Raw genomic sequence first — 22863 nt, 5'->3', positions numbered from 1 at the left:
TAGGGGGAAATGTACATGAACGAATTAAAAGAGGCAATTAAAGGTGGAGCGTTTTTAGTAGAAGATCTAGATGCTAGTCGCGTATTTACACCGGAGGATTTTAATGATGAACAAAAGATGATTGCGAAAACGACAGAAGAGTATGTAAAAAACTCGGTACTTCCAGTAGTAGAAAACTTAGAGCATCACGAATTTGAGCACTCTGTACGTTTATTAAAAGAAGCAGGAGATTTAGGATTACTTGCTGCTGACATTCCAGAAGAGTACGGTGGGATTGGCTTAGACAAAATTTCCTCTGCACTTATTGCAGAAAAAATGTCTGTAGCTGGCGGTTTCTCTATTACTCATGGGGCGCATGTTGGAATTGGTACATTGCCAATCGTTTTATTTGGTAATGAAGAACAAAAACAAAAGTACCTTCCAAATTCAGCTTCAGGAGAGAAAATATTTGCTTATGCATTAACAGAGCCAGGTTCAGGTTCAGATGCATTAGGCGCAAAAACTACTGCGAAGTTAAATGCTGATGGCACTCACTATGTACTTAATGGTGAAAAACAATGGATTACTAATGCGGGATTTGCAGATGTATTCGTAGTTTACGCTAAAATAGATGGAGACAAATTCTCGGCATTTATCGTAGAAAAAGCTTTCCCAGGAGTATCTGTTGGAGCGGAAGAGAAGAAAATGGGTATTAAATCCTCTTCTACTCGTACATTGATATTGGAGGACGCCCAAGTTCCTGTAGAAAATCTATTAGGGGAAATCGGTCGCGGGCACGTTATCGCTTTCAATATTTTAAATATCGGGCGTTATAAATTAGGTGTAGGTACAATTGGTGGATCTAAGCGTGCGTTAGAATTAGCAATTTCTTATACAAACCAACGTCAACAATTTAAAACGCCGATTTCTTCCTTTAATTTAACAAAAAACAAATTAGCTACAATGGCTTCTAAATTGTATGCGACAGAAAGCTTGATCTACCGTACCGTTGGATATTTCGAAGAGCGAATGAGTCAATTAAGTACGGAAGAGCAAAAAGACGGGAAAGCAATTGCAGCTTCTATCGCTGAATATGCAATTGAATGCTCTATTAACAAAGTAGTAGGATCAGAAGTTTTAGACTATATCGTAGATGAAGCTGTTCAATTACATGGCGGATATGGTTTCATGCAAGAATACGAAGTAGAACGTATTTACCGTGATTCTCGTATTAACCGTATTTTCGAAGGGACAAACGAGATCAATCGCTTAATCGTGCCAGGAACATTCTTGAAAAAAGCGATGAAGGGTGAATTACCACTTCTTCAAAAGGCTGCTGGTTTACAAGAAGAGCTATTAATGATGATGCCAGAAGAGGTTGGAACAGAAGCACTTGCACAGGAAAAAGTATTAGTAGCTAATGCGAAGAAAATTGGTATTTTAGTTGCTGGTCTTGCTGCACAACGTTTTGGTACAAAATTAGAAGCAGAACAAGAAGTACTAGTGAACATCGCTAATATTGCCAACAACTTATTTGCAATGGAATCTGCAGTTCTACGTACAGAAAAAGCAATCGGACGTGATGGAGAAGAAAAAGCAGCACAAAAACTTCTTTATACACAAATCTTTACACAAGAAGCATTCAATGAGATTGAACAAGCTGCAAAAGAAACACTTATTGCTTCCGTAGAAGGTGATAATCAACGTATGATGATTTCTGCATTACGTAAATTGACTCGCTACACACCATACAATGTTATCGAGAAAAAACGTGAAGCATCGGTTAAATTAATCGAAGCAGAAAAATACGTACTTTAATCCAATACATGAAAAAGCCGATTCTTAATGGATCGGCTTTTTTAATTGGTATAAACACAGCATTAATAGTACATTAAAGAATCGTTACTGCTGATTTCCGTTTCAGGCGGACGCTTTCCGCGGGCGGTCCGTGAGCCTCCTGTGGAGTCTCACCTGGACGCGCTTTTCCCGCTGGAGTCGCCGCCTTTCACTACAATCAATCAAGTGAGTAGTACCCAAGAATTAGATTTAGCACAGCCTATCGCTAAAATGACACATTTAGTTTAAGTTTAATATAGGTGATTATATTATCCTGTAATCGCTCTTGAAATAGGGAACCTATTTTTCTAAACATTGGTTAATTTTTGTGCTTTTTCTAGGATTAATGTATATATAATGTAGTTCTCCAACTAGTGTTCTACATGTAATTTATCTTCCATTTTATGAGCAATTAAGGAAGTATATTTATTTGTTTTTATAGTAGTGGAAATATAAATAAATAGTAAGTGTTTACTCAACAATAAAGAAGGAGAGATGCGACCGAAATTGTATCTTCGGGCGCTTCTTCTATGTGTAGGAAAGGATTTCTTCCCTTCTTCCCAAAAATATTTCAAACCTGTTTCTAAAAGTTGTAGGAGTGCGGCGGACAGACAAACGCCATAAGATTACTGAAAAAGATAGGGTGGTCGTGACGTCAGTCATGACCACCCTATCTAAAAAACAGTCGGAAATAATATAGCAACAACTCTGTCCAAAGCCCACCGTAAAAGATAGAAACAGGTTTTGATCTTGAAGGGTTCTTGAGCTTTTACTCTTAAAGCTAAATTGTATAAATATTCATTGTTCAAAAATATTGCCCATCCATTCGACTATTATGTATGATAATAGGAGAAAGGTGGTACCACATGACTATTCAATATTACGGCTATCCTAAATGTACAACGTGTCGAAAAGCGAGTAAATGGCTAAAGGACAATGAGGTAGAATACATAGACAACCATATAGCTGAAAGTCCCCCAACGAAAGAAACTCTTCAAAAAATGTTTGAGGTAAGTGAACTAGAACTAAAAAAATTCTTTAACACTTCCGGTATGAAATATCGCGAACTTGGACTAAAAGACAAGCTTCCAACAATGTCAGAAGAAGAACAATTAACCTTACTTGCTTCGGATGGAATGCTTATTAAACGACCAATTGTTTTTGACGGTGAAAAATTAACGCTAGGCTTCAAGGAGCAACAGTTTGAGGATGTATGGAAGACTTCTTAAAGTCACTTGTTTTTACTATTAAAATATGTGAATATAGTAGATGAATGTATTATTAATGGAGAGGGGTATATATATGAACGCACCTAAAGATTTAAAATACTCAGCAGAGCACGAATGGGTAAAAACTGAAGGCGGAAATGTCCGTATCGGTATTACTGAATTTGCACAATCTGAACTTGGAGATATCGTTTTTGTCGAACTTCCACAAGTTGGAGATGAGATCAAAGCAGGAGATCCGTTTGGAAGTGTTGAATCGGTTAAAACTGTTTCTGAACTGTATGCACCAATTAGCGGTAAAGTAGTAGAGGTAAATACAGAACTAGAAGATAGCCCTGAGTATGTTAACGAATCCCCTTATGAAAATGCATGGATGATTGTTATTGAACCATCTGATGCAGCCGAAGTGGATGGTTTACTTTCTCCAGAAAAATACGAAGAATTAATTTCAGAATAATTACGAAAACGCCGCTTAATATCGGCGTTTTTTTCATATAATATTGGAAAGGGCATAGTTAGGAGAGAAGCTGAATGGCTATTGTCTTTAGTGAAAAGATAATTTTAGTTGAGGGAAGATCTGATAAATTAAAGCTGTTAAAACTTCTTGATGAATCAACAGAAATTATTTGTACAAACGGAACGATATCGAATGTAAGGCTAGAAGAAATTTTAAGTCCTTATGATGGTATTCCGATTTATGCATTTTTAGATGCGGATAAATCTGGCGAGCAAATTCGCTCCGTTGTGAGAAAAGAATATCCTGAAGCAATTCATCTATATACCAATCCAGTGTTCTGCGAAGTAGCGACTACACCGTTTAAAGTTTTGGCTTCCATTTTAAAAAGTGTTAATATAAAGGTGAAAAGAGAATATCTATTTTAGGATGATGTAATATGAATGAATGGACACTTGAACAATGGAATAGCTATAAGAACAGTGGTCAGCTTACGGTTTTTTATATTTATACGCCTTTATGTGGAACATGCCAAGTTGCTAGTAAAATGATGCATGTTGTACAAGAAATGAAGCCTTTTCCAATTGGCCAAGCAAATATTAACTACTTAGGGAATTTTGCAATGGATTATCAAATTGAAAGCGTACCATGTCTATTAATAGCTAAAGGTGGCACGGTATATAAAAAAATATATGCCTTTCAATCAGTTCCATTTATATTAGATGCGATAAAAAGTATTGACGACCAAGTTATCGTATGATAACATTCGATATACCGACAAATTAATAGTGTTACTCTTATTAAGAGAGGTGGAGGGAAGTGCCCTTTGAAGCCCGGCAACCGTCATGTAAATGAAATGGTGCCAAGTCACGCAAAGCAAATGCTTTGGGAAATGAGAGAATGGATGAATGTTATTATAATGGATAACTTTAAGCCCTTCTGCTCTTTTGCAGGAGGGCTTTTTTAGATAGAAATGGGAAGTATATGTATTTACAGTGAAACTGTCTGGCTGGTTGAGAAGTCTTAAAATGCCGGATATAAAAATTCATACAATATTTCATTAAGATAGATAGAGCATTTCGTAGAAAGGTGGCAAGGTTCCCATGATTAGTTTAAATAATGTTTCGAAAAAATTTAGCACGAAACAAGGTACAATCGTTGCAGTTGAAGAGGTGAATCTTGACATAAAGAAAGGTGAAATCTTTGGCATTATTGGATACAGTGGTGCAGGTAAGAGTACACTGATTCGTTTATTAAATGGATTAGAACAACCAACTTCTGGACAAATTATAGTGAATGATCAAGATATTACCAAGATAAATGAAGTGAAGCTTCGTCAGGTTAGACAAAAAGTAAGTATGATTTTCCAACATTTTAATCTGTTATGGTCGAGAACAGTTGCGGAAAATATCGCGTTTCCTTTAGAAATAGCTGGTGTACCACCTGGTCAGCGTTCTTCAAGAGTAAAGGAACTTATTGATTTGGTTGGTCTAGAAGGGCGAGAAAATTATTATCCTTCTCAACTATCCGGTGGACAAAAACAGCGTGTCGGAATTGCGCGCGCATTAGCCAATCGTCCAGAAGTTCTTCTATGTGATGAAGCAACCTCGGCATTAGATCCAGAAACAACCGATTCAATTTTAGACCTATTAGTTAGTATCAATGAAAAGTTAGGCCTTACTATTGTACTGATAACCCATGAGATGCAAGTCATACAAAAGATATGCGGTCGCGTTGCGGTAATGGAAAAAGGGCATGTAGTAGAAGAAGGAAAAGTACTAGATGTATTCCAAAATCCACAACAACCTATAACTAAGCGTTTTGTTTCTCAGATCAATGATTCAAGTAAAGCCATACAAACCATACAGCATTTAAAAGAGCTTTATCCAAATGGCAAGCTGATCAAGTTAGTATTCGTTGGTGAGCAAACGGAGCAGCCAATATTATCAAGACTTATTAAGCAATTTGATTTAGAAGTAAATATTGTTCAAGGTAATATTTCGCATACCCAAAATGGCGCATTCGGCACACTAATCCTTCAATTAGAAGGAGATGCGCTACTCGTGGATGAGGCGATTCGCTATATACATGAACAAAAAGTAAATACAGAGGTGATCAACAATGATTAATAATTTATTTCCAAATGTTGATTGGCCTAAAATGTGGGAAGCAACACTTGAAACACTATATATGACTGCAGTATCAACTATTCTAACTGCAATAATTGGCCTAGTACTCGGCCTTTTACTTTTCTTAACTAGTCCCCATCAGGCGTGGGCGAACAAATTAGCTAATTGGTTAACAGGAGCATTCGTAAATATATTCCGTTCGATTCCTTTTATTATTTTGATTATTTTATTGATACCATTAACGAAGTTTTTGGTCGGTACTATGCGTGGACCAAATGCGGCATTTCCTGCTTTAGTTATCGGAGCTGCTCCATTTTACGCTCGTATGGTTTTGATAGCTCTTCGAGAGATTGATAAAGGAGTGCTAGAAGCGGCAAAATCGATGGGAGCTAAAACTTCTACTATAATATGGAAGGTTTTATTGCCAGAATCCATGCCCGCTTTAGTATCAGGGATTACGGTTACTGCTATTTCACTAGTTGGGTATACGGCGATGGCAGGTATCATCGGGGCTGGTGGACTAGGAACATTAGCTTTCTTGGATGGATTCCAAAGAGGTAGAACAGATGTAACATTTGTTGCTACGATATTAATATTAATCATGGTATTTATCATCCAGTGGATAGGCGATGTAATTACTACAAAGATAGATAAACGATAATTGGTGTTAACGAGTGTACTCGATCACATAGAAGTTATAGGATAAAAAGGGAGAGATTTGAAAATGAAGAAGTTATTAGCCGGGGCTTTATTGTCAGTAAGTGCATTAACACTTGCAGCATGTGGAGAAGATGAAAGTAGCAAACTTGTAGTAGGTGCATCAAACACACCTCATGCAGTTATATTAGAAGAAGTAAAACCTATTCTTGAAGAACAAGGAATTGAACTTGTTATAGAATCATATCAAGATTATGTATTACCTAACAAAGATTTAGACTCAGGTGATTTGGATGCGAACTATTTCCAACATATCCCTTACTTTGAAGCACAAAAAGCTGATTTTGGTTATGATTTTGCTAACGCTGGTGAAATACATATCGAACCAATCGGTTTATACTCTAAAAAATACGGTTCAATAGAAGAGCTTCCAGAAGGTGCAACAATCCTAATGAGTAACTCTGTTGCCGACCACGGACGTATCCTTGCTATGTTAGAAGCTAAAGGTCTTATTAAATTGGCAGAAGATGTTGACAAAACAAAAGCTGAAGTTAAAGACATCGTTGAAAATCCTAAAAACCTTGAATTTGACGCTAACTATGAATCAGCTCTAATGGTTCAGTTATATGAAAATGAAGAAGGCGATGCAGTTTTGATCAACTCTAACTACGCAATCGACGCTGGTATCAATCCATTAGAAGACTCTATTGCGATTGAAGAAGCTGATGAATCTCCGTATGTAAATATCATTGCAGTAAAATCTGGTGATGAAGACAATAAAGAGATTAAAGCATTAGTAGAAGCATTGAAATCTAAAGAAATCCAAGACTTCATATTAAGCGAGTGGGGCGGATCAGTAGTACCAGTAAAATAATTGTGTGATTTGTTGAAACAGGCATCCGGGGATGTCTGTTTTTTTGTGCCGTGAATTGGATACATACAGGAAAGGAACCCATGCGCTCGCGTGAGTAAGCGAAGCGCCCTAGCAAGAACCCTATGCGCCCGGGAGATTGTGGAACGCCCAGGGAAGAGCTTTATGCGCTCTCGTCAGTAAGCCAAGTGCCCGAGCAAGAACCCTATGCGCCCGGGGGATTATGGAACGCCCAGGGAAGAGCTTTATGCGCTCGCGCCAGCCAGCCAAGTGCCCGAGCAAGAACCCTATGCGCCCGAGAGATTGTGGAACGCCCAGGGAAGAGCTTTATGCGCTCGCGCCAGTAAGCCGAGCGTCCGAGCAAGAACCCTATGCGTCCGGGGATCTGCCGAACGCCCAGTAAAGAGACTTATGCGCTCGCGCCAGCCAGCCAAGTGCCCGAGCAAGAACCCTATGCGCCCGGGGGATTGTGGAACGCCCAGGGAAGAGCTTTATGCGCTCGCGCCAGTAAGCCATGCGCCCGAGCAAGAACCCTATGCGCCCGTGGGATTGTGGAACGCTCAGGGAAGGGCTTTATGCGCTCGCGCCAGCAAGCCAAGCGTCCGAGCAAGAACCCTATGCGCCCGGGGGATTGTGGAACGCCCAGGGAAGAGCTTTATGCGCTCGCGCCAGTAAGCCAAGCGCCCGAGCAAGAACCCTATAAGCCCAAAGCTGAACTCAAAAAGGAGCGTATACCTGCGGCCAAGTATTCTTTAAAAAAATACTATAAAAAATATAATCTATAAAAAACTAATTATTCATGCTATTCTATTGGAGAGGTGATGAAAATTTGATAATTAAACCTTATTCCCCATCCAAATATATAACAGGGATGTCGGACTTGTTGGAAAGGCTTTCTCCGCAACATCCACAATATGCAAGGATATCCAAAGAAATAGGCGCTATTAAAGCGGGAGATTATGGAGAAAAGATTGTTTACAAAGAGTTAGAACAAACGAAGCTACCTTATGAATGCTATATTTTTCACAAAATGTTTCTCTTTGCAGAATATGCGTTTGAATTAGATTTCTTAATAATAACCCCATATGGAGCCGTTATCCTTGAAGTGAAAAACATTATTGGCGAATTAGAGTTTTCGACAAATCCATCTCAACTTATCCAACGCAAGGAGGATGGAAAGCTAAATAAATACCCTTGCCCAGCCAACCAGTTGAGTGAATATAAGTATCAACTCTCTCAGTTCTTCCGACGGTACAATATGTCAGTTCCTATTCATGGTGTAGTAATATTTGCTTCTCGGAATAGTTTTATCACACAGTCAGTTAACACCGTTAAAATAATATATAGAAATGAAATACGTTCCTACCTCCGAAGTCTTCCCAAACATAATTCAACTCTAAGTAACGAACAAATGGAGAAAATAAAAGAAATTCTACTGAGTAGACCCTCTTCATCTCCAATAATTCCCCTTATCGATCATTTTTCAATTCCATTTGAAGATTTAAAACTCGGAGTAAAATGTGAATGCTGCGGTTTTATTGGAATGCAGAAAATAATCCGTACTTGGTATTGTCCTGCTTGTAAAAAGACTAATTCGGATGCACATCATAAAGCGATTTCCACTTATTTTTCGCTTTGCAAAGAAACTATTACAAATAAAGAATGCAGAGAATTTCTGTTATTAAATAATAGGCATGAAGCGAAAAGAATACTATCAAGCTCACTTTTAATAAAGTCTGGAAATAGTGCTGCCACATTTTATAAACTCCCCTGTCGTTAATAGAATATTATGTATACTAATTTCTCTATTCACTTTAATAAGTGAGTGTGCTAAAGTGTAAAAATATTATTAATAATACATTTGTACATATGAGAAGGACACTTCGTGAAAAGGTTTGGTTTATTGCCGCGAATAGTGGTAGCGAATTTGGCTACTTTTAATAGTATTTTTAGTGCGTTTTTAGGTTTTATTGTGCCATTCATAATTATTAGCTTTATCGTTCTGGGTATAGCTAAGCCGGGGCAGGGCTCTGGGAGATTACTAAGAATTTCTACCGCTGTTGCTTATTTATCTACACTAGTAGCTGGTTTTATTGCGTTTTTTGTTGCTTCAAATCTGCTACTAAAGCTTATCGGTGGTAAAGAGAGTGTGGAGTTAGAAAATCCCGAGGATTTTTTTACTCGGGGGCTTATTTGAAATGCCGATACCTCCAATGATGGATATAATGACAGCATTAGTTTTCTCATTCATCATGGGAAATGGAATTTCGAAGTTGAAAGGAAACACGTTGCAAAATGCATTTGAAGAGTTTAGTGAGATTATTGAGAAGGTAATTTCCTATATTATTATTCCATTATCACCGATACATATTTTTGGAATATTTATGAATATGGCGTACGGTGGTCAAGTTGCAAAGGTCTTATCTGTTTTTGGCATCGTATTTATCATGATTATCCTTTTGCATCATTTAATGCTTTTGTTACAATACACTACGGCATGCACGTTAACAGGAAAAAATCCTTTGAAACTATTAAAAACAATGTCTCCAGCTTACTTTACAGCTTTAGGTACACAGCCATCAGCAGCAACTATTCCAGTGACGCTAAAACAGGCACAGAAAACTGGTGCTTCTGCTAAAGTTACTTACTTTACGATTCCCTTATTTGCAACAATTCATTTATCAGGGAGTACGATTACCCTTGTGTCTTGTTCAATCGGCGTGTTACTTATTAATGGACAAGATATCATGTTAACTACATTCATACCGTTTATCTTTATGCTTGGAGTAACTATGATTGCAACTCCTGGAGTTCCAGGTGGAGCGGTTATGGCAGCGCTTTGGATTACTGGAAACAATGCTTGGATTTAACGGGGCAATGATAGGATTGATGATCGCGCTTTATATTGCACAGGACAGTTTCAGAATGCGACAAATGTAACTGGAGACGGAGCACTTGCAATCATCGTAGACAAATTTTCTAAAATTTAATGTTTAAGTTCCAATTAGGTGGGTATATAAGTGATGAACTAAAAATAGAGAGGAATGATTCATTATCAGTTCGGACGATTTACCTTATACAGAACAGATGGACCACGCATTTAGAGGAGTACATGGTTTTGGGTACGATGAATTGAGACAAAGTCAGGAATTAAGATTGCAAGTTGAAAACAAACGACAAGAAGATCATGAAAAGTGTATGCAATTGGCAGCGAAAATTGATGCGCAGGCATTTAGAGGATAATATACAAGAATCCATGGAGAAATTTCTCCGTGGATTCTTTTGTTTTCACTAGCTTCATAGTGAAATCGATTCTCAATTAGTCGATTCTTATTGAAAATAAAGAGAGAATACTATTTACCTAATAGTTTAGTAAAAAGTCAAGAGAAAACAGGAAATCTGTATATTCTACAATAATAAATAGAATATGCTTCAAAAGATTTGCAAGGTACCTTCGTTTGAGTTAAGATTAGAATGATAATAAATTAGAATGATTATACATTCGTATTTACTTAATGGAGGTTATTAAATGTCGACTTTAGCTATTAAAGATTTACACGTTGCAATAGACGGTAAAGAAATTTTAAAAGGTGTTAATTTAACAATTAATACGAACGAAATTCACGCAGTAATGGGTCCAAATGGTACAGGTAAATCTACACTAGCTTCTGCTATTATGGGTCATCCAAAATATGAAGTTACATCTGGTTCAATTGAATTGGACGGAGAAGATGTATTAGCAATGGAAGTAGATGAACGTGCGCAAGCAGGTCTATTCCTAGCAATGCAATATCCAAGTGAAATCACGGGAGTAACAAATGCAGATTTCCTACGTTCAGCGATCAATTCACGTCGCGAAGAAGGCGATGAAATCTCATTGATGAAATTCATCCGTGAGCTTGATAGCAAAATGGAATTTTTAGAAATGGATTTAGATATGGCGCAACGTTATTTGAATGAAGGATTCTCAGGCGGAGAGAAAAAACGTAATGAAATTCTTCAATTAATGATGTTACAACCAAAATTCGCTATTTTAGATGAAATTGACTCTGGTCTTGATATCGATGCTTTAAAAGTTGTTTCTAAAGGGATCAACCAAATGCGCGGTGAAGGATTCGGTAGCTTAGTAATCACTCACTATCAACGTCTTCTTAACTACATCACACCTGATCATGTTCATGTAATGATGCAAGGTCGCGTAGTTAAATCTGGTGGACCTGAGCTTGCTCAAAGACTAGAAGCAGAAGGCTATGAATGGATTAAAGAAGAATTAGGAATTGAAGACGAAACAGTTGGACAAGAAGCATAAGAAAGGAGTCGAATAAGCATGACGGTTGAAACGAAATTGGCATTAACCGAGCAAGATATCCGCTCCTTTTCAGAAGGTAAGCAAGAACCAAGCTGGATGACAGAACTTCGTCTTAAAGCTTTTGGTGAACTTGAAACACTTCCGATGCCAACACCAGATAAAACAAAAATTACTAATTGGAATTTCACTGAATTTCCAGTTCATACTGTAGAGAGCAGCAAATTTACATCTTTAGCAGAATTACCTGAAGAAGTGAAGGCTGTTGTAAATGCAGAGCAACAAAACATTTACATTCAACATAATAATACACCTGCTTTTCTTTCATTATCAGAAGAGCTAAAAGCAAAAGGTGTTATTTTAACAGATATATACACTGCAGTTCGTGAGCATTCAGCACTTGTTCAACAATACTTTATGACCGACGGTGTCAAAGTAACAGAACATAAACTAACTGCACTTCATGCTGCATTATTAAACGGTGGTGTATTCTTATACGTACCTAAAAATGTAATAATCGAAGAACCAATTCAAGTTATTTACTTACATGATGATAAAACAGCTTCTCTTTTCAATCACACTTTACTGGTAGCTGATGAAAATAGTTCTGTAACATATGTAGAGAACTACTTATCTACTGTGGATCATGCAGAAGGATTAGCTAATATCGTGACGGAAGTCATTGCCAAAGACAATTCAAGAGTTACATTTGGAACAGTTGATGTTCTAGCAGAAGGATTTACAACATACGTTAATCGTCGTGGTGTAACAAGTCGTGATGCAGTTCTTGAGTGGGCTCTTGGTATGATGAATGATAGTGATACTATTTCTGAAAACACAACACATTTAGTTGGTGACAATTCAGAAGGCCGTGTAAAAATGGTTGTTGTAGGTCGTGGTAAACAGAAGCAAAACTTTACAACAAAAGTAATTCATTGGGGTAAACATACAGAAGGTCACATTCTTAAGCACGGCGTTATGAAAGATGAAGCATCATCTATTTTCAATGGTATTGGTAAAATTGAGTATGGTGCTACTAAATCTAACGCAGAGCAAGAATCTCGTGTTTTAATGCTTAGCGAAAAAGCACGTGGAGATGCAAACCCTATTCTTTTAATCGATGAAGATGATGTAACAGCAGGTCACGCAGCATCAGTTGGCCGAGTAGATCCACTTCAGTTGTACTATTTAATGAGCCGTGGTATTTCTCAACATGAAGCAGAGCGTCTAGTAATTCATGGATTCCTTGCTCCTGTCGTAAACGAATTACCGATAGAAGGCGTGAAGAAGCAACTGACGGAGGTTATTGAAAGGAAAGTTCGCTAATGCTCAATACTAAAGAGATTCGAAGCTATTTTCCGATTTTAGACCAAGAGATTAACGGTCACCCATTAGTATATTTAGACAATGGAGCTACTTCTCAAAAACCAATTCAAGTAATAGAAGCTATCAAAAAGTATTATGAATTTGAAAACGCAAATGTGCATCGTGGTGTTCATACGCTGGGTAACCGAGCGACGGATAGTTACGAAGGAGCACGTGAAAAGGTTCGAAAATTTATTAATGCTAAGTCTACTAAAGAAGTTATTTTTACTCGTGGTACAACAACCGCTATCAATATGGTGGCACAGAGCTACGGCCAAGCTAACCTAAAAGAGGGCGATGAAATTGTTATTACGCATATGGAGCACCATTCCAATATTATTCCTTGGCAGCAACTTGCTAAGAGAACAGGTGCCGTATTAAAATATATTGATTTAGAAGCTGATGGTACACTTTCTTTAGAGAAGGTTAGAGAAACTATTACTAACCGAACTAAAATTGTGTCAATCGTTTATGTATCGAACGTCTTAGGAACCATGAATCCGATTAAAGAAATTACGCAAATTGCACATGAACATGGAGCTGTAATGGTAGTTGATGGTGCTCAAGCTGCACCACATCTAAAATTAGATGTTCAAGCACTTGATTGTGACTTCCTTGCATTCTCTGGACACAAAATGTGTGGGCCAACTGGAATAGGGGTACTATACGGTAAAGAAGCTTTATTGGATAAAATGGAGCCAGTCGAGTTTGGTGGGGAAATGATTGACTTCGTAGGTTTGTATGATTCTACGTGGAAAGAACTTCCTTGGAAATTCGAAGGTGGAACACCAATAATTGCTGGTGCCATTGGTCTTGGAGCTGCAATTGATTTCTTAGAGGAAATTGGCTTAGATGAAATTGAAAAGCATGAACATGAGTTAGCTGCTTACGCCATGGAAAGAATGTCTACAATTGACGGGTTAACCATATATGGACCTGTCGATCCTGCGAAACGTGCAGGAATTGTTACATTCAATTTAGATGATGTACATCCACATGATGTTGCAACAGTTTTAGATATGAGTGGAATTGCAGTTCGTGCAGGACATCACTGTGCACAACCATTGATGAAATGGTTGCAATGTGTGGCAACTGCTCGTGCTAGTTTCTATATATACAATTCAGAAGAGGATTTAGATCGTCTAGTTACTGGATTGCTTTCAGCAAAGGAGTATTTTAACGATGTCTTCTAATTTAGATCAACTTTATCGCCGTGTCATTATGGATCATTATAAAAATCCTCGTAACAAAGGTAGTATCGAGGATGGCGCTTTGACAATTGATATGAATAACCCTACTTGTGGAGATCGCATCCATTTAACACTTCAAGTGGAAGATGGTAAAATTCAAAATGCGAAATTTGATGGAGAAGGATGCTCGATTTCTATGGCATCTGCCTCTATGATGACACAAGCAGTTAAAGGAAAGTCTGTAGAGGAAGCTTTACAACTTTCTAGTACTTTTTCTGAAATGATGCTTGGGAAAGATTATGATGATTCTATTGAACTGGAAGATATAGAATCATTAAGTGGTGTTTCTCAGTTTCCAGCACGTATTAAGTGTGCAACACTAGCGTGGAAAGCAATGGAAAAAGGCGTATCAGAAGAAAAAGAATAACAGACGAACGGAGGAAATACGATGGCTAAAAAAATGCCTGAAATTGGTGATTACAAATATGGTTTCCACGATAAAGACGTATCCATTTTCCGTTCTAAACGTGGATTAACGAAAGAAATCGTAGAAGAAATATCACGAATGAAATCAGAACCACAATGGATGTTAGATTATCGTTTAAAAGCATTAGAAATTTTTTACTCAAAACCAATGCCTCAATGGGGCGGAGATTTAGGGTCATTAAACTTCGATGAAATTACGTATTACGTGAAGCCTTCTGAGCAAACAGAAACTTCATGGGATGAAGTACCAGATGAAATCAAAGCTACATTTGATAAATTAGGTATTCCAGAAGCAGAGCAAAAATATCTAGCAGGTGTTTCTGCACAGTACGAATCTGAGGTTGTATATCATAACATGAAGCAGGAGCTTCAAGACTTAGGGATTGTATTTAAAGATACTGATTCCGCGCTTCGTGAAAATGAAGATCTCTTCAAAAAGCATTGGGGTACAGTAATTCCTTCATCAGACAATAAGTTTTCTGCACTTAACTCAGCAGTATGGTCGGGTGGATCATTTATATATGTACCACCAGGCGTTAAAGTGGAAACACCACTACAAGCATACTTCCGTATTAACTCTGAAAATATGGGTCAATTCGAACGTACGCTAATTATTGTAGACGAAGGTGCATCTGTACATTATGTTGAAGGATGTACAGCTCCAGTTTATACAACAAACTCACTTCATAGTGCAGTTGTTGAAATCATCATTAAAAAAGATGCGTATTGCCGTTACACAACAATCCAAAACTGGGCAAACAACGTTTATAACTTGGTTACAAAACGTGCAGTTTGTGATGCAAATGCAACGATGGAATGGATTGATGGAAATATTGGATCAAAATTAACGATGAAATATCCAGCTGTTATCTTAAAAGGTGAAGGCGCTCGTGGTATGACACTTTCAATCGCAATTGCTGGTAAAGGGCAACACCAGGATGCTGGTGCGAAAATGATGCATTTAGCTCCAAATACTTCTTCTACTATAGTTTCTAAATCTATTTCGAAACAAGGTGGTAAAGTAACTTATCGTGGTATCGTTCATTTTGGACGTAAAGCTACAGGTGCTCGTGCAAATATCGAATGTGATACATTGATCATGGATAATCAGTCTACTTCTGATACAATTCCTTACAACGAAATCTTGAACGATAATATTTCTTTAGAGCATGAAGCAAAAGTTTCAAAAGTATCTGAAGAACAATTATTTTACCTGATGAGTCGTGGTCTTAGTGAAGAAGAAGCAACTGAAATGATCGTAATGGGATTCATCGAACCATTTACAAAAGAACTTCCAATGGAATATGCAGTAGAAATGAACCGTCTTATCAAATTCGAGATGGAAGGTTCTATCGGTTAATTATATTTTAACGTTGCTACAACAACCTTTTGGGGTTAATTTTATAAAGAAGAAAATCAGTCATTCCGATTTGGTTTTCCGAGAAGTGTAGGAGGCGAACTTTTTAAGTTCGTCTTCTTTTTTTGCGCTATATTTAGATATGTGTCAGCAGTTTTTTTGTATCATGTTCTAACCTACATGATACAAATTGAATAAGGCATTAGATTTAATTAATAGGATATATCTAAAATTGGTGTGCACCTTTAGTGAAAGGAAGTCTTTTATTTCATCTTTCCTCTAGTAGGATATACTGAAAAAGGAGTGGCGAATTGATTTTAATACTATTAGTAGATTCTAAGTATTAACATAGATTTAAATTGAAAAAGAATAAAGAGGGCTTTAAAAAGGTATATTTATAGACTCGCTGTACTTTGTTTAAGTAAGAAGAAACACATTGAACACATTTATTCATCCAGTTCGTTATGGAAGATTCTATAGGTCAATCCAATTATTAATGTAGCAAGGTGTACAATTCGCTGTGCTACATTTTTCATTTGAATGTTTAAATTTAGATTGGGTTAAACTAGTTTGAAATCCTTCTATAAGTGGTAACTTAAAATAAGAAATAGATGTAGTTCTGTAAAGGAAGGAAAGTCAAAATGATAATATTCGAACGACAAAAGAGCTATATTATGGTTGCTCAAAATGATCATGCAAAAGTTTCAAAGGAGATTGCTCTAAATTGTAAAGATGATTACTTTTTTTCTTCTAATCGAATGAAAGAAGTGTTACTTGCAATCGAAGAGCATGATCGTGGATGGATTGATCCAGATGCAGCCCCAATTTGGAATGATAAAACGGAGAAACCCTACTCTTTTATCGATTATCCAACTGATCTCAAAATTTCTTTTTATAAAAAGGGACTCGATGAGGTAGAGGAAATGAGTAAGTATGCAGGTTTGTTATGCAGTTTACATTATTCTTCCTTTATACAGGATGCCGATGAATCAGTAGTGGAAGAATTTTGGGAAGAAGAAAAGCAAAGACAAAATCGACTTTCTGACGAATTAGGAATAATAGAGACAGAGGAAATGAAGGAAACGATGATGTATCATCTAGATTTGTTAAAGTTTTCGGATTTCATTTCCCTTTATATTTGTTTGCATGAACCTGGAGACAACAATAATAAACATTCTTTTTTCCAAAACGGCTTTCCACAGTTATTTCTATTTGCCACTGATAAACCCATCGTTGCACATTGGGAAAGTAAAGAAACCGTGGCACTTTCGTTTTCCCCTCTAAAGAGTGAAACAGAGGTAGAACTACCTTATAAAGAAGTTATGAAAGACCAAATAGAAAACGATGGAATTCTACAGGCTTATAAAGATACACCCATTTCCATAAGGAAAATTCTATTTAAATAATACAAAACCAGTCGAAGTGTTATTCACTTGACTGGTTTTTTTGTTATGATATTCGACTTTGTTAAACCATTACAACAAATTGAGAAGCGAAAGATTGTTCTTTTTCAATTTGGATTGCTTGTATCTTAGCCACTTCTTTTTTTCTTGCCGTCGCACAATCAGCTAAATTGAGCTGATCAATTGTATTATTATCAATTAAGTTAGCCAGAAAATCGGCATCTTTTAATGCACTATTTAATCCAAATGCTCCAGTAGGGGTCATCGTATGTACAGCATCACCGATTAATGCGACCCCTTTTTTGCCCCAATTTTCACTAGTGCTACTATACACATCTAATAGAACGAAATCCTTCCACGTTTGAATATTTTCACGAACGGTTTGTTCGAGCTCTGGAAATGCACCAATCAGCTGCTCGACAAATGGTGTAAAAGGCTGCTTTCTAAGTGTGGCAAATGACCCCTCTTCAATATTCCAGCCAATTTGAATAAAACCTTTTGCCTGGGTAAATAAAGAAATTTGCTTCTCTCCGATTAGTGCCATCTTAATAGAAGGTTCCCAGTTTTCTGGTGCTGGAATTCTGGCCCAAAGCAAATCATAACCATGTTTACGGATAGTAACATCCAGTTCCGCTTTTTTTCGAACAGTTGAATTACGACCATCTGCTCCAATAACAAGTTCACTTTCAATGATCACTTTTTCATCATGCTGGGAGGCTTTGACACCCGTATAAGTACCATCTTCATCCTGTAGTAGTTCGTCTACCTTTGTATTCAGCATTAAATGGAATGTTGGATATTCCTTAGCTGCTGCTATTAACACCTGTAACAAATGAATTTGCGGAACATGAATGCCAAGATGTCCGACCTCAGGATCAGGTAGAATTGTTTTATACAGCTCACCATCCTGCCAATACTCAAGTTTCTCCATTCGTAAAAGACCGAGTTTTTGCACTTCGTCAAATAAATTATATTTTTTTAAAATCGCTTCACCTTCTTCATTTAAATGCTCTCCACGAAACGTTTTACCAATTTGATTTGTTCGCTCTATTAAAGCAACAGAAACATTCTTCCTAGCCAATAAATAAGCAAGAAGTGCTCCTCCTGGACCAGCACCTACAATACATACATCTACTTTCATCATTTAAATTCCTCCCTTTGCTTTAAATAAGCGTAATGGGCTTTTCGTAACGACACATATATATATTAGCGAATTAAAAACTTATTATCCATCTTTTGATATTCTAAAGGTATAATACTTTGTTTGGCAGATCATATCCGACTAAAATTCAGATAAAGATCATTCATTATCTCTGAAGCAAACTGGGTGATATGATATTATTGTATTAATAGTGAGGTGATGAAATGATTCAAATCGGCCTGACTGGTTGGGGGGATCATCCAGATTTGTACGTATCCTCTGCAAAGGAAAGATTACAAGATTATAGTGCACACTTTCCTGTCGTGGAATTAGATGCGGCATTTTACGCGATTCAACCAGTAAAAAATAGTGTAAAATGGATTAAAGAAACTCCAGATAATTTTCAATTTGTTGTGAAAGCATATCAAGGGATAACTGGTCATTTACGAGGTGATCTTCCTTTTAATTCGCTCGAGGAAATGTTTGAATTATATCGGCAGTCAATTTTGCCATTTAAAGAAGCAGGGAAACTATCCATGATTCTTGCTCAATTTCCACCTTGGTTCCAATGCAATAAGGAAAGTGTACAATATATACGTAAAGTTAGAGAAGAGTTAAAGGATTTTGAAGTGGTCATCGAGTTTCGACATCAATCTTGGTATGCTCCTAATCGCAGACCAGCCACACTTCAATTTTTGAGGGAAAATCATCTTCATCATAGCGTTTGTGATGAACCGCAGGCTGGGGAAGGAAGTATTCCTTTAGTTCCGATTGCCACTACAAATAAGGTGTTAGTTCGGTTGCATGGCAGAAATACATATGGATGGATTAATCCTGGCAATAACGTGAATTGGAGAGAAGTAAGATACTTATATGATTACAATAAAGAAGAACTTTCTTCTATTAAAAATGTTTGTGAACAACTAGAAAAACAGGAAAAAGAAGTTGTTGTTTTATTTAATAATAACTCGGGAGGGCATGCTGCAAACAATGCTAAAACATTCCAGAACATGCTGGGATTAAATTTTGAAGGCCTGGCCCCAAAACAATTAGATTTATTTGAAGGAGATTTTTAAATGGAATGGATTATATTAGCAATTAGTGGTCTTTTCTCTGGAATAGTTGGAGCTTTGGTTGGACTTGGTGGAGGTGTAATTTTAGTACCGGCTACGCTGTTTTTTGGCGCATCCCTTGGTATGATTCCAAATATTACACCTCAGAGTGTTGTTGGCCTATCTGTAATAATGATGATATTTACAGGACTGTCATCTACACTATCCTATATGAAGACCAAAACGGTTGACTTTAAAAGTGGATTTATTTTCTTTATCGGTAGTATTCCTGGAACGATACTTGGGGCATTTGTAAACAAAGGATTAGATTTACCTTCTTTTAACTTATATTTTGGTATTTTACTTGTTATCTTATCCACTTTGTTATTAGTTCGAGATCGCTTAAGTCCTGTACGATGGTTTGTGGAGAATGGGAAACAGAAATCCTTTAACGATGGCAATAAAACATATGTCTATGGGTATCCCATTTGGTTTGCAATATTATTAACATTTTGCGTTGGATTTGCATCAGGCTTATTTGGGATTGGTGGGGGATCTATTATCGTACCTGCGATGATTTTATTATTCCTATTCCCACCTCATGTAGCAGTTGGTACGTCTATGTTTATGGTGTTCTTATCAGCAATGGTGAATTCTGTTACGCATATATCATTGGGCAATGTACCTTGGTTATATACAATTCCAGTAGTTCCTGCTGCTTATATTGGAGCAAAAATAGGAGCAAAGTTAAACAAAAAGTTGAATTCCGATACACTCGTGTTGGCTTTACGAATTGTACTTCTATTATTAGGTATACGATCTATTATAGATGGCTTATTTTAACTTAATTCAGCTATTGTTTTCCTGCGGAGTTAAACAAAGTGAAACGCAAGCGCGCTGAGGCATATTTGATTAGGATGGGTGAAAAATGATAGAGACGATTTATATATACCATACAAATGATTTGCATAGTCATCTAGAAAATTGGCCCGCTATTCATCAATTTCTCTCAGATAGTCGGGAAAAACATGGTGCAAAGGCTTCTCTTTTAACTCTAGATATTGGAGATCATTTGGATCGTTCGAATATATATACGGAAGGTACCCTTGGAAAAGGAAATGTGCAACTGTTGAATGAAGCAAAGTACGATTATGTAACGATTGGAAATAATGAGGGAATCACCCTAAGCCATGAAGACTTGGAAACCTTATACGTAGCTGCTAATTTTGAAGTTATCGTCTCCAATTTTACTGATTTGGAAGGGGATATTCCGCCGTGGCTATTACCCTTTAAAATACATGTGACACAAACAGGTATTAAAATAGGTATTGTTGCAGCGACTGCAGATTACGGCATTTACTATGAAAAATTAGGCTGGCATGTTCAAGATCCGATTCCACGTCTGAAAGAAGTATGTGATGCTCTTCGTCCAGAAGTGGATGTTCTTATTTGTATGTCTCATTTAGGAATGTCGCAAGATGAAATAATTTCGTTGGAAATTCCACAGATTGATTTGATTTTGGGATCGCATACACATCATGCATTTGAAGAAGGTAAGGTAGTAGGGAATACGCTGCAAGCAGCTACAGGCAAATTCGGGACGAATGTTGGGCTTGTGACGCTGGAATTCGATCATATAGCAGGAGCAATCCAATCGAAGAGGGCAGTATTATTTAGGACAGAAACACTGCCAGTTCCAAGAAACGCAAATGATTCACAGTTAACTTGGGAAAATGAAGGGATAGCTAAAATGTCTAGCGTTGCTTTTTACAACTCTTCTAGATTGAAGAAGGAATGGTTTAAGGAATCGGATTTATCTCATTTCTTCGGAAAAGCACTTCTAGCCTTTACGAATGCAAATTGTGCAATGTTTCCAGCTGGAATCTTCTTAAAGGATCTTCCGCAGGGGCCAATTACTGCAAGGGAATTACATCAATGTTTGCCCCATCCTATTAATCCATGTGTTATTACATTGACTGGTGCTGAGCTACTCGAAGTTATTCGTACAGGGAAAAATGAAAAGTGGCCAAAGCTTGAAGTAAAAGGGCTAGGTTTTAGAGGTAATTATCTTGGAGCCATACTATATGAACAGCTTCATGAACTAGAAGATGGCACAGTGATAGTCAATGAAACACCGCTTGAGCTTGAAAATATATATACGCTGGCAACTTTAGATATGTTTACTTTCGGTTACTTTTTTCCTTCGTTAAAATTCGCTCAAAAACAATACTTTATGCCAGAAATGATTCGGGATATAGTGAGATGGTATGGACAGTATGAAAAAAATGAATATGAGTCATGAAAGTCCTCCTCCTTACATAAGTAGTAATTAGGAGGATTGTTTTTGTTCTATAGAAAGAAGAAAAAACGATTTACTTTCTTTACTAGTCAGCGCAAGTTAGCTATTTTTTTATTCTGTTTTTTGTTATCGATTGCTGGCCTTATTTATTATATTAATGCGAAATTGACCCCTACTTATCTCGATTATGCAGAAATCCAAACAACTAAAATAGCATCCATGGTAATTAATAAAGCAATTAACTCAAGAATTTCCAATACGCTTGATGTAAATGACATAATCGAAGAGGTGCCAACAGATAGCACAAACATGGTAACAACTAGATTTAATACAGAAATAATAAACAGAATACTATCTGATACAAATCAGCTGGTTCAGTCTCATTTGGAGCAGGCGGAGCAGGGGAACTTTTCAAGTTTACCTTATTTAGATGATATCGAGTACGATAAACAAACGATGGAGGACCAAGGAGGAGTCGTATTTTTCGTTCCTTTGGGGCAAGCGATGAATATACCCATCATTGGTAACTTAGGACCGAAAATTCCTATACGCTTTCACGTCATCGGAAATGTACAATCTAATGTTGAGTCATCAATAACTAAATTTGGTATTAATAATGCTTATGTTGAAGTCAATATCCACATTACGGTAAATGTACAGATCATTGTTCCTCTAGCAAGTAAAATGAGTACAGTTGAGCAAAGAATACCTGTTGCAATGGGAATTGTGCAGGGCCAGGTTCCTTATATATACACTGGTGGCGACGGGAGCGCTGCCCCATCAATAGAAGTTCCGCTGCCATTACCAGAAAAATAAAAAACCTTTAAAACCTAGTATTTACTGTTATACTGGTAGAAATGAATAAGAATAGGTAGAGGCTGCATGACTTAAAAGTAGTTTACAGGAGAATGACAACTGTGATTGTAAACGAAAGGAAGTTTTGCCGAAATTAGATGCTGATTGTCGAGACAAATCTAATTGGGGTTATTTTGAACAAAAATAACACTGTCATTTATACAAAAGTATAAGTGGAGAGCTACAAAGTATAAAATTTATGCTTAAAATTATAGCTAATAGCCAACCTATATTTATTAGGTTGGCTTTTTTATATT

Annotated in this window: 20 protein-coding genes, 1 pseudogene and 2 riboswitches; of the genes and pseudogenes, 20 read left to right on the top strand and 1 reads right to left on the bottom strand. The window is 37.1% G+C overall.

Translation table 11 applies throughout. The annotated features are described in order from the left end of the window. Positions 1-15 precede the first annotated feature (15 nt). From ACN6MX_RS13660 to ACN6MX_RS13585, 16 genes and pseudogenes are all read left to right on the top strand, one after another. Positions 16-1797 (top strand): acyl-CoA dehydrogenase family protein, encoded by a 1782-nt coding sequence (locus tag ACN6MX_RS13660; RefSeq protein WP_419959418.1) that lies wholly within the window; start codon positions 16-18, stop codon positions 1795-1797. A gap of 884 nt (positions 1798-2681) precedes the next feature. Continuing rightward, positions 2682-3044: an arsenate reductase family protein gene (locus tag ACN6MX_RS13655; RefSeq protein ID WP_419959417.1), complete on the top strand. Its 363-nt coding sequence runs from the start codon at positions 2682-2684 to the stop codon at positions 3042-3044. Positions 3045-3117: 73 nt separating this feature from the next. Next, complete coding sequence (gene gcvH, locus ACN6MX_RS13650) at positions 3118-3498, top strand: glycine cleavage system protein GcvH (protein ID WP_093537753.1); 381 nt, start codon at positions 3118-3120, stop codon at positions 3496-3498. A gap of 74 nt (positions 3499-3572) precedes the next feature. After that, a complete protein-coding gene (locus ACN6MX_RS13645; RefSeq protein WP_419959416.1) occupies positions 3573-3923 on the top strand; it encodes a toprim domain-containing protein in 351 nt (116 codons plus the stop codon). Between the two features lie 11 nt (positions 3924-3934). Next, positions 3935-4255 carry a thioredoxin family protein gene (locus tag ACN6MX_RS13640; RefSeq protein ID WP_419959415.1) on the top strand — a complete coding sequence of 107 codons (321 nt, stop codon included), beginning with the start codon at positions 3935-3937 and terminating at the stop codon, positions 4253-4255. Between the two features lie 34 nt (positions 4256-4289). Beyond that, a riboswitch (SAM riboswitch) is annotated at positions 4290-4394 on the top strand. 204 nt (positions 4395-4598) lie between these two features. Beyond that, positions 4599-5624, top strand: coding sequence for a methionine ABC transporter ATP-binding protein (locus ACN6MX_RS13635; RefSeq protein ID WP_419959414.1), 1026 nt, complete (start codon positions 4599-4601; stop codon positions 5622-5624). Further along, positions 5617-6285 carry a methionine ABC transporter permease gene (locus ACN6MX_RS13630; RefSeq protein ID WP_419959413.1) on the top strand — a complete coding sequence of 223 codons (669 nt, stop codon included), beginning with the start codon at positions 5617-5619 and terminating at the stop codon, positions 6283-6285. The genes ACN6MX_RS13635 and ACN6MX_RS13630 overlap by 8 nt, the downstream gene beginning before the upstream one ends. A gap of 63 nt (positions 6286-6348) precedes the next feature. Further along, positions 6349-7155, top strand: a complete 807-nt coding sequence (locus ACN6MX_RS13625; RefSeq protein WP_419959412.1) for a MetQ/NlpA family ABC transporter substrate-binding protein — start codon at positions 6349-6351, stop codon at positions 7153-7155. Between the two features lie 826 nt (positions 7156-7981). Next, complete coding sequence (locus tag ACN6MX_RS13620) at positions 7982-8932, top strand: nuclease-related domain-containing protein (RefSeq protein WP_419959411.1); 951 nt, start codon at positions 7982-7984, stop codon at positions 8930-8932. 105 nt (positions 8933-9037) lie between these two features. Then, positions 9038-10142: pseudogene (locus tag ACN6MX_RS13615) on the top strand (dicarboxylate/amino acid:cation symporter). A 539-nt stretch (positions 10143-10681) separates the two neighbouring features. Continuing rightward, positions 10682-11461 (top strand): Fe-S cluster assembly ATPase SufC, encoded by a 780-nt coding sequence (gene sufC / locus ACN6MX_RS13610; protein ID WP_093537761.1) that lies wholly within the window; start codon positions 10682-10684, stop codon positions 11459-11461. An 18-nt stretch (positions 11462-11479) separates the two neighbouring features. Then, positions 11480-12784: a Fe-S cluster assembly protein SufD gene (gene sufD, locus ACN6MX_RS13605; protein ID WP_419959410.1), complete on the top strand. Its 1305-nt coding sequence runs from the start codon at positions 11480-11482 to the stop codon at positions 12782-12784. Next, positions 12784-14016, top strand: coding sequence for a cysteine desulfurase (locus ACN6MX_RS13600; RefSeq protein ID WP_419959409.1), 1233 nt, complete (start codon positions 12784-12786; stop codon positions 14014-14016). The genes sufD and ACN6MX_RS13600 overlap by 1 nt, the downstream gene beginning before the upstream one ends. Continuing rightward, positions 14006-14440, top strand: coding sequence for a Fe-S cluster assembly sulfur transfer protein SufU (gene sufU / locus ACN6MX_RS13595; protein WP_419959408.1), 435 nt, complete (start codon positions 14006-14008; stop codon positions 14438-14440). The genes ACN6MX_RS13600 and sufU overlap by 11 nt, the downstream gene beginning before the upstream one ends. Positions 14441-14461: 21 nt before the next feature. Further along, positions 14462-15859, top strand: a complete 1398-nt coding sequence (sufB, locus tag ACN6MX_RS13590) for a Fe-S cluster assembly protein SufB (protein ID WP_340778880.1) — start codon at positions 14462-14464, stop codon at positions 15857-15859. A gap of 638 nt (positions 15860-16497) precedes the next feature. Then, the gene (locus tag ACN6MX_RS13585; RefSeq protein WP_419959407.1) at positions 16498-17262 is read left to right on the top strand and encodes a DUF3891 family protein; all 765 of its coding nucleotides are present in this window, start codon (positions 16498-16500) and stop codon (positions 17260-17262) included. Between the two features lie 61 nt (positions 17263-17323). Here the strand turns inward: ACN6MX_RS13585 and ACN6MX_RS13580 are convergent, their stop codons facing one another. Next, the gene (locus tag ACN6MX_RS13580) at positions 17324-18403 is read right to left on the bottom strand and encodes an FAD-dependent monooxygenase (RefSeq protein ID WP_419959406.1); all 1080 of its coding nucleotides are present in this window, start codon (positions 18401-18403) and stop codon (positions 17324-17326) included. A gap of 221 nt (positions 18404-18624) precedes the next feature. Between ACN6MX_RS13580 and ACN6MX_RS13575 the strand changes: the two genes are divergently transcribed. The 4 genes from ACN6MX_RS13575 to yunB all read left to right on the top strand — a co-directional run bounded on the left by ACN6MX_RS13575 (position 18625) and on the right by yunB (position 22567). Next, entirely contained in the window at positions 18625-19476 is an 852-nt protein-coding gene (locus ACN6MX_RS13575) for a DUF72 domain-containing protein (RefSeq protein ID WP_419959405.1), read from the top strand. Further along, the gene (locus ACN6MX_RS13570) at positions 19477-20295 is read left to right on the top strand and encodes a sulfite exporter TauE/SafE family protein (RefSeq protein WP_419959404.1); all 819 of its coding nucleotides are present in this window, start codon (positions 19477-19479) and stop codon (positions 20293-20295) included. Positions 20296-20380: 85 nt separating this feature from the next. Then, on the top strand, positions 20381-21754 hold the full coding sequence (locus ACN6MX_RS13565; protein WP_419959403.1) for a bifunctional metallophosphatase/5'-nucleotidase: 1374 nt from the start codon (positions 20381-20383) through the stop codon (positions 21752-21754). Between the two features lie 42 nt (positions 21755-21796). After that, a complete protein-coding gene (gene yunB / locus ACN6MX_RS13560; protein WP_419959402.1) occupies positions 21797-22567 on the top strand; it encodes a sporulation protein YunB in 771 nt (256 codons plus the stop codon). 48 nt (positions 22568-22615) lie between these two features. Then, positions 22616-22798: riboswitch (Lysine riboswitch) on the top strand. Positions 22799-22863: the final 65 nt, after the last annotated feature.

Origin of the sequence: Psychrobacillus sp. BM2 (assembly GCF_048572895.1) — a bacterium.
GTDB lineage: Bacteria > Bacillota > Bacilli > Bacillales_A > Planococcaceae > Psychrobacillus.
Note: the sequence above shows the minus strand (reverse complement) of the source record. Positions and strands in the feature narration are given on the sequence as shown.

Excerpts from the sequence above, each read along its gene's own strand:
- ACN6MX_RS13660 (WP_419959418.1), top strand. The coding sequence starts at position 16 with ATGAACGAATTAAAAGAGGCAATTAAAGGTGGAGCGTTTTTAGTAGAA.
- ACN6MX_RS13655 (WP_419959417.1), top strand. The coding sequence starts at position 2,682 with ATGACTATTCAATATTACGGCTATCCTAAATGTACAACGTGTCGAAAA.
- gcvH (WP_093537753.1), top strand. The coding sequence starts at position 3,118 with ATGAACGCACCTAAAGATTTAAAATACTCAGCAGAGCACGAATGGGTA.
- ACN6MX_RS13645 (WP_419959416.1), top strand. The coding sequence starts at position 3,573 with ATGGCTATTGTCTTTAGTGAAAAGATAATTTTAGTTGAGGGAAGATCT.
- ACN6MX_RS13640 (WP_419959415.1), top strand. The coding sequence starts at position 3,935 with ATGAATGAATGGACACTTGAACAATGGAATAGCTATAAGAACAGTGGT.
- ACN6MX_RS13635 (WP_419959414.1), top strand. The coding sequence starts at position 4,599 with ATGATTAGTTTAAATAATGTTTCGAAAAAATTTAGCACGAAACAAGGT.
- ACN6MX_RS13630 (WP_419959413.1), top strand. The coding sequence starts at position 5,617 with ATGATTAATAATTTATTTCCAAATGTTGATTGGCCTAAAATGTGGGAA.
- ACN6MX_RS13625 (WP_419959412.1), top strand. The coding sequence starts at position 6,349 with ATGAAGAAGTTATTAGCCGGGGCTTTATTGTCAGTAAGTGCATTAACA.
- sufC (WP_093537761.1), top strand. The coding sequence starts at position 10,682 with ATGTCGACTTTAGCTATTAAAGATTTACACGTTGCAATAGACGGTAAA.
- sufD (WP_419959410.1), top strand. The coding sequence starts at position 11,480 with ATGACGGTTGAAACGAAATTGGCATTAACCGAGCAAGATATCCGCTCC.
- ACN6MX_RS13600 (WP_419959409.1), top strand. The coding sequence starts at position 12,784 with ATGCTCAATACTAAAGAGATTCGAAGCTATTTTCCGATTTTAGACCAA.
- sufU (WP_419959408.1), top strand. The coding sequence starts at position 14,006 with ATGTCTTCTAATTTAGATCAACTTTATCGCCGTGTCATTATGGATCAT.
- sufB (WP_340778880.1), top strand. The coding sequence starts at position 14,462 with ATGGCTAAAAAAATGCCTGAAATTGGTGATTACAAATATGGTTTCCAC.
- ACN6MX_RS13585 (WP_419959407.1), top strand. The coding sequence starts at position 16,498 with ATGATAATATTCGAACGACAAAAGAGCTATATTATGGTTGCTCAAAAT.
- ACN6MX_RS13580 (WP_419959406.1), bottom strand. The coding sequence starts at position 18,403 with ATGATGAAAGTAGATGTATGTATTGTAGGTGCTGGTCCAGGAGGAGCA.
- ACN6MX_RS13575 (WP_419959405.1), top strand. The coding sequence starts at position 18,625 with ATGATTCAAATCGGCCTGACTGGTTGGGGGGATCATCCAGATTTGTAC.
- ACN6MX_RS13570 (WP_419959404.1), top strand. The coding sequence starts at position 19,477 with ATGGAATGGATTATATTAGCAATTAGTGGTCTTTTCTCTGGAATAGTT.
- ACN6MX_RS13565 (WP_419959403.1), top strand. The coding sequence starts at position 20,381 with ATGATAGAGACGATTTATATATACCATACAAATGATTTGCATAGTCAT.